We start from the raw sequence: 11807 nt of genomic DNA, 5'->3' as shown, positions 1-11807 counted from the left end.
TTCTGAATGCTTCAAAAACTGCAATTCGAGCCGCCTGCCGGTCATGGCCAGGTGGGCGAAACCCAGACCGTACCCGCACAGCGCGATACCCGCCTCGATGTCTTCCGGGCGCTCTGCCTGCTGACCATCTTTATCAATCATGTGCCGGGGCAATATCTCGAATATCTGACCACCAAGAATTTCGGCTTCTCGGATTCGGCGGAGGCCTTCGTGCTGATCTCCGGCCTTTCGGCGGGGCTTGCCTACGGGCGAAAATTCACGATCGGCAACCGGCTTGCGCTCAGCCTGAAAATTTGGCGGCGCGCCTTTACGCTCTATATCGCGCATATCATGACCAGCATCATCACGCTGGCGATCTTTGCCGGCGGTGCGCTCTATTTCGGCCGTCAGGACCTGATCAGCGAGATCAATATTCGCCCGCTCGTCGATCACACCGAGCAGGGTTTTGTCGCCATGGTGCTGCTCGGGCATCAACTCGGCTATAACAATATCCTGTCCATGTATGCCGTTGTCTTCCTGCTTCTGCCGGGCATGCTGTGGGTCTATGGGCGCAGTCCGTTCCTGCTGTTCATGGCATCGGCTGGCCTGTGGCTTGCGGCTGGGATCTTCACGATCGTGCCGATCAATTTTCTCGATGAAGGCTACTGGTTCCTCAATCCCTGGTCCTGGCAGTTCCTGTTCACCATCGGGATGATTTGCATGATGCGCGCGCGCGCCGGAAAGCCGATCGTGCGCAATCCGGTTCTGGTGGCGATATCAGCCAGCTATGTGACGCTGTCCTTCTTCTGGGTGCTGCTGTCCTGGTGGAATATCGATTTTTCCTATGGCCTGCCGGCGGTGCTGACAGGGTTCGACAAGACGTTCCTGTCGCTGACGCGGCTATTGCATGTTCTGGCGCTCGGCTATCTGGTGGCAGTGTTTCCGGTGTTCAGCCGCATGACGCGGCTGCGGATCGATCATCCGCTTGTTCTGATCGGCCGGCATTCGCTACCGGTCTTCATCTTCGGGACCATCCTTGCCATGGTTGGTCAGGTACTGCTGTTTGTGACGGGACGTGACCCGCTCTGGGGCTCGCTGTTCGTGCTGGCCGGTATCGGGCTGCACTTCGCCTATGCCCGCTATCTCGACTGGCTCGGTGGCCTGTCGCGCCCTGCGGCGGCCAAGGCATGAAAAAGGCCCCGGTGCGGGGCCTTCTCACTGTTTGGATACTTGACCTGATGATCAGGCGGCGGCGTGGCTCTTGCGGACGTCGTCGTCCGTCAGGATGCCGCTTGCCCGCAGCAGGGATGCAAACCGGCCATTGCTCTGGCTCAGTTCGTGGAAGCCACCCATCTCGACGATCCGGCCGTGATCCATGAAGATCACCAGATCGGCTTCGCGCACCGTCGACAGGCGATGGGCGATGATGAAGGTGGTGCGATCCTTGCGCAGGTTGTCGATCGCAGCCTTGACCCGGTTCTCGGTTTCGACGTCAAGCGCACTAGTCGCTTCGTCGAGCACGAGGATCGGTGCATTCTTCAGGATCGCCCGGGCAATGGCGATACGCTGGCGTTCGCCACCGGACAACCGGTTACCACGTTCGCCGACGCGGGTTTCGTAGCCATCCTGACGGCCCTCGATGAAGTCGTCAGCGGCGGCAGCTTGCGCAGCGGCCATGACGTCGTCCAGCGAGGCATCTTCCCGGCCGAGGCGAATGTTTTCGCTGATCGAACGGTTGAGCAGGCCGGCATCCTGGAACACCGTGGCGATCGAGCGGCGCAGCGACTTGCGGGTGACCGTCGAGATATCGACGCCATCGACAAGGATCTGGCCACCGGCCGGCTCATGCACACGCTGCAGGAGATTGACCAGCGTCGTCTTGCCGGCACCGGTCGGGCCGACGATGGCGATCGTCTGACCGGCCTTTGCCGTGAACGACACATTGCGCATGCCTTCGGTCGAATTGGCGAAGTTGAAGGAAATGTCGCGGAATTCGACTTCGCCACGGACATTGTTCAACTCGCCGGCATCGGCAGGCTCTTCACGTTCACGCACCGAGTCTTCCAGCACGAAGAAGTCTTCCAGCTTGGCACGGGCTTCGAAAATCTGCGTCACGAAGGCTTTCATCTGGTCGAGGCGGCCGATGAGCAGGCCGGCAAAGCCGATGAAGGCAATGACGTCACCGATGCCGAGCTCACCCTTCTGCACCAGGAAGGTGCCGATGACGAGGATGGCCATCATCGAAATGGTCGAGGCCATGCGGTTCAGCGCGCTGGCCAGCGCCCACCAGTCGAGGACCGGCAACTGGGCGGAGATCAGCTTCTGGGTGAAATTCTTCAATTCGCGGGTTTCAGCCTCGATCCGGTTGTAGCTATGGACAACCGATACGTTGCTGATCGAATCGGAGACATGCGAGAAGACCGTGTGATAATGGTCCTCGACCGAAGCCTGACCTTCCTTGGTGCGGGTCATGACGAACTTGCCGACGACCACATAGAGCACGCCGAGGACGACGAGCACGAGCGACAGGCGAACGTCCATGGCAAAGGCCGTGGGAACCAGAAGCGTCAGCGCAACCGCAGTCGCCAGATGCTGGCGCATGAACTCGAGCCAGAGGCCAAACAGCGTTTCGCAGGCGCGCAGCAGGGTATGCAGCGCATTGGATGTGCCGCGCTGGGTGTGCCAGGAGAGGGGCATCGAGATGATGCGGCCGAAAGCCTCGGTGATCAGCGTCGAGCGGCGGGTATGCGCCAGCCGGTCTGCCTCACGGGCGACCAGGACGAAGGCGATCGTGTTGAAAACGCCAAGCGCTGCCCACATCAACAGCATGGGCGTGACCGTCTGTTTGGAGGTGATCGCGTCGATGATGCGGCCGAATAGAATGGGCTCGGCAATCGTGATGACCGCCAGAACGATATTGGCGACAACGATGGCCGATACACGGAGTTTGTGGACGGCAAGATACTGAAGCGCTCTTGCATAGACCTGGAACAATGACACTGTCTTATCCCTCTTGGGCAGTTGGTTTGCGGTGCAATGAAAAAGCAACTGAGCAATTGCATCGCGGGAAATAGTTTCCGGGAAGAAAAGGCCGTTTCTCGGAAGTATTCATTCTCTCATCTTGGGCAGATGGAACGAAAATTCCAAAACTGAACGCCGTCTTCCTTCCGTCGTCATTCTCTTCAACCAACCGTACCGGAAATCATCTTTTCACTTCGCCGCGCAAACTTGATTATGATAAACCGGTGCCGCAACTGAAAATTACAGACACATGGAGTTGATCATTCATAGCTTGCTATTTTTTGCGCCTTGAAGTTCGTTGATGATGCAGTGTTAGGTGGTCTCTTGACTGATGCAGGGATTATCGCGTTTGCAACATGAATGGGTGCTGAACGGCATATTCATGTTGCGGCGCAGCGGATCGGTCGGAGATTGAAAAATCTTTTGGAAGGGCATTTATGAATATCACCTTGCTGGTGCAATTTTTGGCACTGATAGACGAGATGAAAAGCAGGGACGAAATTGTTCAGGAGTTCGAGCGGCTTCTGGATCACTATGGTTTTGACTTCTACGGCATTGTCCGCCAGCCCAAGCCTGATGAAAATCCGTTGAGCCTGCTGCTCGCCGGCCGCTGGCCGGAGGGCTGGCCGCAGATCTATATCAAGAAGAAATACGTCATCATCGATCCGACCATCCGCTATCTCGGCCACGCGCAGCGCGGCTTCCGCTGGCGCGATACGCTGGTGGCCTTTCGCTCCGATCCGCACCGCAAGCGCATGGAGCGCATGATGGTGGATGCGCGCGGCCATGGCCTTCATGACGGCTATATCTTTCCGGTGCACGGACGCCGGGGCCTGCTCGGCAATATGACATTGGGTGGCCGGGTGGTCGATCTCAGCCCGGTCGAAATGAGCCTGTTCGACGCCATCGCCAAGAAGATATTCTGGCGCCTCCTGGAGCTTACCGACCCTTCGGTCCTTGCCGCCATGGTCTCCAATGTCGATGTGCAGATGACCCGCCGCGAGATGGAAGCGCTGCACTATCTGGCCGATGGCATGACCTCCAACGAGATCAGCAAGATCCTCGACATTTCCACCCACACGGTCGATTGGTACATGAACGGTATCCAGGACAAGCTGAAGGCGAAAAACCGCCATCACGCCGTGGCCCTTTCGTTCCGGCTGGGGTTGATTTCCTGACCGAAAATGAATCGGTCTGCACCGCCAATCTGAAATTGAACTTCACCTCACGAAACGCTAATAATTCTTTTCGCGGTGCAGCATTACCGTGTTTCAAGTCTTGAGGAGTCCGACTTGCCCATCTCGAAAATCCTTGTCGCCAACCGTTCTGAAATTGCCATTCGCGTCTTTCGCGCTGCAAACGAACTGGGAATAAAAACGGTTGCGATATGGGCGGAGGAGGACAAGCTGGCGCTCCATCGGTTCAAGGCGGACGAGAGCTATCAGGTTGGACGCGGGCCGCATCTGGCCCGCGATCTCGGGCCGATCGAAAGCTACCTGTCGATCGAGGAAATCATCCGGGTCGCCAAATTGTCAGGCGCCGACGCCATTCATCCGGGTTACGGGCTTTTGTCCGAAAGCCCGGAATTCGTCGATGCCTGCAAGGCGGCCGGCATCATCTTCATCGGCCCGACCGGCGACACGATGCGCCGTCTCGGCAATAAGGTGGCCGCCCGCAATCTCGCCATCGAAATCGGCGTACCGGTCGTTCCGGCAACGGAGCCCTTGCCGGATGATGCGGCCGAAGTCGCCAAGATGGCCGAGGAGATCGGCTATCCCGTCATGCTCAAAGCCTCATGGGGCGGCGGCGGCCGCGGCATGCGGGCGATCCGCGATCCGAAGGATCTGGCGCGCGAGGTGACGGAAGCCAAGCGCGAGGCGATGGCCGCCTTCGGCAAGGACGAGGTTTACCTCGAAAAACTGGTCGAGCGTGCCCGCCACGTCGAAAGCCAGGTTCTCGGCGATACCCATGGCAATGTCGTACACCTGTTCGAGCGCGACTGTTCAGTCCAGCGCCGCAACCAGAAGGTCGTCGAGCGCGCGCCGGCACCGTACCTTACCGAAGAGCAACGCCAGGAGCTTGCCAGCTATTCGACCAGCATCGCCAAGGCGACCAACTATGTCGGCGCCGGCACCGTCGAATATCTGATGGATATGGATACGGGCAAATTCTACTTCATCGAAGTCAATCCGCGCATCCAGGTCGAGCACACCGTCACCGAGGTCGTCACCGGCATCGATATCGTCAAGGCGCAGATCCATATCCTTGAGGGCTTTGCCATCGGCACGCCGGAATCTGGCGTTCCGAAGCAAGAGGATATCCGCCTCAACGGCCACGCGCTGCAGTGCCGCATCACCACGGAAGATCCGGAACAGAACTTCATCCCCGACTATGGCCGCATCACCGGCTACCGTTCGGCCTCGGGTTTCGGCATCCGCCTCGATGGCGGCACGGCCTATCCGGGCGCCGTCATCACCCGCTATTACGATCCGCTGCTGGTGAAGGTCACGGCCTGGTCGCCAAGCCCGCAGGAAACGATCGCCCGCATGGACCGCGCGCTGCGCGAATTCCGTATCCGCGGCGTCGCCACCAACCTGACCTTCCTCGAAGCGATCATCACGCATCCGAAGTTCAAGGATAATACCTATACGACCCGGTTCATCGACACGACACCGGAACTGTTCCAGCAGGTCAAGCGCCAGGACCGCGCCACCAAGCTGCTCACCTATCTCGCCGACGTCACCGTCAACGGACATCCGGAAGCCAAGGGCCGGCCGAAGCCGAGCGCCGATGCTGCAAAGCCGGTCATTCCGCGGCTCCAGGGCGAGATTGCTGATGGCACCAAGCAGAAGCTCGATGCGCTTGGACCGAAGAAATTCGCCGAATGGGTGCGCAATGAAAAGCGCGTGCTTTTGACCGACACGACCATGCGCGACGGCCACCAGTCGCTGCTTGCCACCCGCGTGCGCACCTACGATATCGCCCGCATCGCCGGCACCTATGCCCGCGCCCTGCCAAACCTGTTTTCGCTGGAATGCTGGGGCGGCGCGACATTCGACGTGTCCATGCGCTTCCTGACGGAAGACCCTTGGGAGCGTCTCGCCAAGGTACGGGAAGACGCGCCGAACCTGCTTCTGCAGATGTTGCTGCGCGGCGCCAATGGCGTCGGCTACAAGAACTATCCCGACAATGTCGTCAAATATTTCGTCCGCCAGGCGGCCAAGGGCGGCATCGACGTTTTCCGCGTGTTCGACTGCCTGAACTGGGTCGACAACATGCGCGTCTCGATGGACGCGGTGGCCGAAGAGAACAAGATCTGCGAGGCGGCAATCTGCTATACCGGCGACATCCTCAATTCCGCCCGGCCGAAATACGATCTGAAATATTACACGGCGCTTGCCGCCGAACTCGAGCGGGCCGGCGCGCATATGATCGCGCTGAAGGACATGGCAGGTCTGTTGAAGCCGGCCGCAGCCACGGTGCTGTTCAAGGCGCTGCGCGAAGCAACTGATCTGCCGATCCATTTCCACACGCATGATACGTCGGGCATCTCGGCTGCGACCGTTCTGGCGGCGGTGGATGCCGGTGTCGATGTGGTCGATGCGGCCATGGATGCCTTTTCCGGCAATACGTCGCAGCCGTGCCTCGGTTCGATCGTCGAGGCCTTGCGCGGCTCAGAGCGCGATCCCGGCCTCGATCCCGAATGGATCCGCCGCATCTCGTTCTATTGGGAGGCCGTGCGCAATCAGTATGCCGCCTTCGAGAGCGACCTCAAGGGTCCGGCGTCGGAAGTCTACCTGCATGAAATGCCGGGCGGCCAGTTCACCAACCTTAAGGAACAGGCCCGTTCACTCGGTCTTGAAACCCGCTGGCACCAGGTGGCGCAGGCCTATGCCGATGCCAACCAGATGTTTGGCGATATCGTCAAGGTGACGCCATCCTCCAAGGTGGTCGGCGACATGGCGCTGATGATGGTCAGCCAGGACCTGACGGTGACCGACGTGAAAAACCCGGCCAAGGATGTGTCCTTCCCGGACTCGGTCATCTCCATGCTGAAGGGCGATCTCGGCCAGCCTCCGGGCGGATGGCCGAAGGACATTCAGGACAAGGCGCTGAAGGGTGAGAAAGCCTATACGGAACGTCCAGGCTCGCTGCTTGCCGATGCCGATCTTGATGCCGAGCGCAAGGTGATCGAGGAAAAGCTGGAGCGTGCGGTCAGCGATTACGAGTTTGCCTCCTACCTGATGTACCCGAAAGTCTTCACCGACTATGCACTGGCCGCCGACACCTACGGCCCGGTCAGCGTGTTGCCGACACCAGCCTATTTCTACGGCCTGACCGCCGGCGAAGAACTGCTGCCGGAGCTTGAAAAAGGCGTCTCGCTGGTTGTCCAGCATCAGGCGATGAGCGAGCCCGACGAGCAGGCGATGGTCAAAGTGTTCTTCGAGATCAACGGCCAGCCGCGCCTGATCAAGGTTCCCGACCGCAACCGCGCAGCCTCCAGCACCGCCCGCCGCAAAGCGGATCTCGGCAACGCAGCCCATCTCGGCGCCCCGATGCCCGGCGTCATCTCGACAGTCTCGGTATCCGCCGGCCAGACGGTCAAATCCGGTGACGTGCTGCTCTCCATCGAAGCGATGAAGATGGAAACGGCCCTGCACGCGGAAAAAGACGGCACCATCGCCGAAGTCCTGGTCAAGACCGGCGACCAGATCGACACCAAGGACCTGCTGATCGTTTATGGGGTTTGAGGGCCTGTTCTTTGAATGAAAATGGCCGGGCAAAACCCGGCCATTTTCATTTTCCTAGATATCGTAGCTATGGCTCGCGCTCAGCGAGGAGATGAACTTTTTCGTGCGCTCGCGTTCCGGGGTTTGGAAAATATTCCTGGGCGCGCCGCTTTCGACGATCAGGCCGCCGTCGAGGAAGAGGACCTGGTCGGCGACTTTGGAGGCGAGGCGCAGGTCGTGGGTGGCCATGATCATGGTCGTGCCTTCGGCGGCAAGACGGTTGAGGACCTCGACGACTTCTTCGGCAAGTTCGGGATCGAGCGCCGAGGTCGGTTCGTCGCAGAGCAGGACGCGGGGCGACGGGGCAAGGGCACGGGCAATCGCCACGCGTTGCTGCTGGCCGCCGGACAGGGTTGCCGGCCAGGCGTCGGCCTTGTGTGACATGCCGACCTTTTCGAGCAGTTCCTGAGCCCGCGCTTTTGCCTTTTCCTTTGGCCATTTCAGGACCGTGACCAGCCCCTCCATGACGTTTTCGATGGCTGTCTGGTGCGGGAAGAGCTGGAAATTCTGGAAGACCATGCCGGTCTGGCGGCGCAGGCGCTGGATGGCGTCCCAGCCGGTCTTCCTGCCGGGCTCAAACGTGATCTGTTCTTCGCCGAGCTTGATCGTGCCCGATGTCGGAATCTCCAGCAGGTTGACGCAGCGCAAAAGCGTGCTCTTGCCGCCGCCGGATGGACCGACGAGCGCCGTCACCGTGCCTTCGGCGATCCGCACGCTGATATCCTTCAGGACGACATTGTCGCCGAAACGTTTTTCGATATGGGTAAGCTCGATCATGTGCGCGCCTCCAGGAAGCCGCCATAGCGGGCGAAGCGTTTTTCCAGCCGCACCTGTAGCGAGGAGAGAACAGAGCTCAGCGCAAGGTAGAGCAATGCCGCCTCGATATAGAGGATCAGCGGCTCATAGGTGGTGGCGACGATGCGTTGTGCCGTCTGAAAAAGCTCCGGCACGGTGATGGCGGCGGCAAGCGACGTGTCTTTCACCAGCGAGATGAACGTGTTCGACAAGGGCGGTACGGCGACACGTGCTGCCTGCGGCAGGATGGTGCGGCGCATGGCCTGGCTCCAGCTCATGCCGATCGAATAGGCGGCCTCCCACTGGCCGCGCGGCACCGAGGAGATGACGGCCCGGATGATCTCGGAAGTATAGGCGCCGATATTGAGCGTGAAGCCGATGAGGGCGGCCGGGAAGGCGTCGAGCAGGATACCGAGGCTCGGCAGGCCGTAGAAGATGACGAAAAGCTGGACCAGCAAGGGCGTGCCGCGAATCACCCAGACGTAGAACCGCGCGATGGCGACCAGCGGCTTTGGTGCGAACAGCCGTGTGACGGCGGTCAAAAGCCCCAGCGCCAGGCCGAGCGTGAAAGAAAGCAGCGTCAGCGGGATTGTGAAGATCAGCCCGGCGCGGATGAGCGGCCAGAGCGAATCGAGCATGAGTTGAAGCCAAGGGGGCACGGCTATTCTTTCGTGGGCTTTATGACGTGAGCAGAATACACGTCCTTTCAGACAGAGATACCCCTCGCATAAGGGCAGGGCCGTCGTCTATGACCTGTGGGAGGATGGGAATGATGTCCGCGTTTTGCCCGCCTCAAGAGATGTGCCGGGCGGCTTCGAGGGGGCTTTGGTCAAGCTGGGGCCGGACATATGGGGCGTGTGGCCCCCTCATCCGGCGCGGTGCGCCACCTTCTCCCCGCTGGGGAGAAGAGGGAGGACGCGGTTGGTCCTGTGCGTGTCCCCTCTTTTTCGGGGAGGGGACTTTGCCTGTTACCTGTAATTACTTCGAAACGTCGGCGCCGAAATATTTCTGCGAGATGGTCTCATAGGTGCCGTCGGCCTTGATCTCGGTCAGCGCCTTGTTGATGGCGTCGAGAAGTTCCGGCTCGCCCTTGCGCACGATGATGCCGGAATAGTCGGCATTGGCCTGTTCGGCGGCGATCTTGACCGGTGCGTCCGGCTTCTTCTTTTTGAAGTCGAGGAAGGACAGGCTGTCATTGATGGTGGCATCGGCGCGGCCGGTCAGGACCAGCTGGATCGACTGGTCGAAGCCGTCGGTGCCGATCAGTTCAGCGCCGGACGCCTGCGCCAGCTTGCCGAAATTGCTGGTGAGCGACTGGGCGGAATTCTTGCCCTTCAGATCCGGGAAATCCTTGATCTCGGCATTGTCGGACTTGACGATCAAAACGGCCTTCGAAGCGATGTAGGGCTCGGAGAAGTCATACTTCTTCTTGCGCTCTTCTGTAATGCCGACCTGGTTGATGACGGCGTCGTAGCGGTTGGCATCGAGACCGGCGATCAGGCCATCCCATTTGCCTTCGAGGAACTCGGCCTTCACGCCAAGCTTCTGAGCAACGGCCTCGCCGATTTCGACGTCAAAGCCGACGAGCTTGCCGCTTTCGTCGTGATAGGTGAACGGGGCATAGGTGCCTTCCGTGCCGATCTTCAGCGCGCCGGCCGATTTGACGGCTTCCAGGTTTTCACCGGCAAAAGCAGAGCCGGAAGCCAGCTGGGCAAAGGCGGCAGCGGCGAGAAGTGTGGGAACCCATTTCATTTTATTTTTCCATCTTTTGGTCCGGCTCGTCTGCCGGTGTGGGGGGACAATCGCATGCCGCTTGATCCATGACAGCGCACAAAACTTCATTGTTCCCTGCAGGAGCGAAAGGTTTTTCTCATATTCACAAGGTTTCCACGCAAAATTGGCGCCGTGCGCTTAAAATCAAGGCTGGGAGCTGATTTTTGCGGCAGGGCTTTCAGAGGCTCATCTAAAAACCTCAATAAATCGATTGAAATTCCGGCACTCTACGTTTATGCACGTTTATGCCGATTTACACTCGTTTATCCGTGGTTTGAGTTTTCATGCAGACAGAGCTGCTTTTGCGACAGAGACAGAGCCTCATTCAGGACCGGTTGCGGTTGTCCGGCCGCGTGCTGGCGGTTGATCTGGCGCAGGAGTTCAACGTTTCTGAGGATACGATCCGCAGGGACCTGCGCGAACTGGCGGCAGCCGGGCTTTGCGAGCGGGTCTATGGCGGTGCGCTGCCGGTCGCGCCGGGCGGCACGACGCTGGTCCAGCGCGTTGGCGAGGCTTTGGGGCGCAAAGCAGCGCTTGCTTCAGCCGCCGTGCCCTTCCTCACATCAGGCATGACTGTGTTTTTCGATGCGAGCTCGACCAATCTTGCGATCGCCCAGGCGCTTCCAAACGGGCTGGAGCTGACGGCGGTGACCAATACGCCGCTGATTGCAGCCGAACTGATGAAAAATCCCGCTGCCGATATCATTCTTATCGGCGGCAAGATCGTCCGGCAGGTTGGGGCCGCAGTCGGTGCCAAGGCGCAGCGCGACGTGTCCGTGCTGCGGCCGGATCTGTGCATCCTTGGGGTTTGTGGCGTTGATCTTGCGGCCGGATTGACGGCTTTCGAATATGAGGATGCGGAATTCAAGCGGCTCGTGGCCCGCAACAGCGCTGCCGTGATCGCGGCCGTCACCAATGACAAGCTCAGCACATCGGCGCCGCATTCGGTCATTGCGGCGCAGGAATGCCAGACGCTGATCGTCGAGCATGACGCCGCCAAAGACAAAGCCGAACTCTACGAAACCCAAGGCATTACAGTTGTTTATGCAGGAGAAGCAAGATCATGAGGATTGCCCATGTCGCACTCTGGACCACAGACCTCGATCGTCTCTGCCGTTTCTGGGCCGATATCTTTGGCGCCACCGTGGGTGATCTATACGAAAGCGCGCGGCGTCCCGGCTTTTCCTCGCGGTTTCTATATCTGAAGGACGGTCCCTCGGTCGAGGTCATGCAAGGCCCCTGGATCAGCGCAGAGAATGCGCAGGCCGAGCGCCAGGGCTATGCGCATTTGGCGCTGTCTCTCGGCAGCCGCGAGGCCGTCGACGAACTGGCGGCGAAGGCTGCGGCATCGGGCATCCTGTTATCGCCGGCGCGCATGACCGGCGACGGCTTCTACGAGGCTGTGCTGAGCGATCCCGACGGCAACCCCATCGAAATCACGGCCTGACG

At 59.8% G+C, this 11807-nt stretch carries 9 protein-coding genes; 5 read left to right on the top strand and 4 right to left on the bottom strand.

Annotation, left to right across the window (positions count from 1 at the left end; genetic code table 11):
• Positions 1-6: 6 nt before the first annotated feature.
• A complete protein-coding gene (gene opgC / locus ASD32_RS13435; RefSeq protein WP_060638528.1) occupies positions 7-1170 on the top strand; it encodes an OpgC domain-containing protein in 1164 nt (387 codons plus the stop codon).
• Between the two features lie 51 nt (positions 1171-1221).
• Here opgC and ASD32_RS13430 read toward each other — a convergent pair whose 3' ends face one another.
• Entirely contained in the window at positions 1222-2979 is a 1758-nt protein-coding gene (locus tag ASD32_RS13430; RefSeq protein WP_060638527.1) for a glucan ABC transporter ATP-binding protein/ permease, read from the bottom strand.
• 458 nt (positions 2980-3437) lie between these two features.
• Here ASD32_RS13430 and ASD32_RS13425 point away from each other — a divergent pair, with 458 nt between their 5' ends.
• Both ASD32_RS13425 and pyc read left to right on the top strand, forming a co-directional pair.
• Positions 3438-4178, top strand: a complete 741-nt coding sequence (locus ASD32_RS13425) for a LuxR family transcriptional regulator (RefSeq protein ID WP_060638526.1) — start codon at positions 3438-3440, stop codon at positions 4176-4178.
• 114 nt (positions 4179-4292) lie between these two features.
• Entirely contained in the window at positions 4293-7751 is a 3459-nt protein-coding gene (gene pyc, locus ASD32_RS13420; protein WP_060638525.1) for a pyruvate carboxylase, read from the top strand.
• A gap of 54 nt (positions 7752-7805) precedes the next feature.
• Here pyc and ASD32_RS13415 read toward each other — a convergent pair whose 3' ends face one another.
• The 3 genes from ASD32_RS13415 to ASD32_RS13405 all read right to left on the bottom strand — a co-directional run bounded on the left by ASD32_RS13415 (position 7806) and on the right by ASD32_RS13405 (position 10337).
• Positions 7806-8567: an amino acid ABC transporter ATP-binding protein gene (locus tag ASD32_RS13415; protein ID WP_060638524.1), complete on the bottom strand. Its 762-nt coding sequence runs from the start codon at positions 8565-8567 to the stop codon at positions 7806-7808.
• Complete coding sequence (locus tag ASD32_RS13410; protein WP_060638523.1) at positions 8564-9244, bottom strand: amino acid ABC transporter permease; 681 nt, start codon at positions 9242-9244, stop codon at positions 8564-8566. The genes ASD32_RS13415 and ASD32_RS13410 overlap by 4 nt, the downstream gene beginning before the upstream one ends.
• A 319-nt stretch (positions 9245-9563) precedes the next feature.
• Positions 9564-10337, bottom strand: a complete 774-nt coding sequence (locus ASD32_RS13405; RefSeq protein ID WP_060638522.1) for an amino acid ABC transporter substrate-binding protein — start codon at positions 10335-10337, stop codon at positions 9564-9566.
• A 305-nt stretch (positions 10338-10642) separates the two neighbouring features.
• On the opposite strand from ASD32_RS13405, the gene ASD32_RS13400 reads away from it, so the two are divergent.
• Both ASD32_RS13400 and ASD32_RS13395 read left to right on the top strand, forming a co-directional pair.
• Positions 10643-11425: a DeoR/GlpR family DNA-binding transcription regulator gene (locus tag ASD32_RS13400; protein ID WP_060638521.1), complete on the top strand. Its 783-nt coding sequence runs from the start codon at positions 10643-10645 to the stop codon at positions 11423-11425.
• Positions 11422-11805, top strand: a complete 384-nt coding sequence (locus ASD32_RS13395; protein WP_060638520.1) for a VOC family protein — start codon at positions 11422-11424, stop codon at positions 11803-11805. Before ASD32_RS13400 ends, ASD32_RS13395 begins: the two co-directional genes overlap by 4 nt.
• The last annotated feature ends 2 nt before the right edge of the window (positions 11806-11807 follow it).

The sequence above is a fragment of the Rhizobium sp. Root483D2 genome (genome assembly GCF_001426685.1).
Taxonomy (GTDB): Bacteria; Pseudomonadota; Alphaproteobacteria; order Rhizobiales; family Rhizobiaceae; genus Pararhizobium; species Pararhizobium qamdonense.
This window is presented reverse-complemented; position numbering and strand designations above follow the sequence as displayed.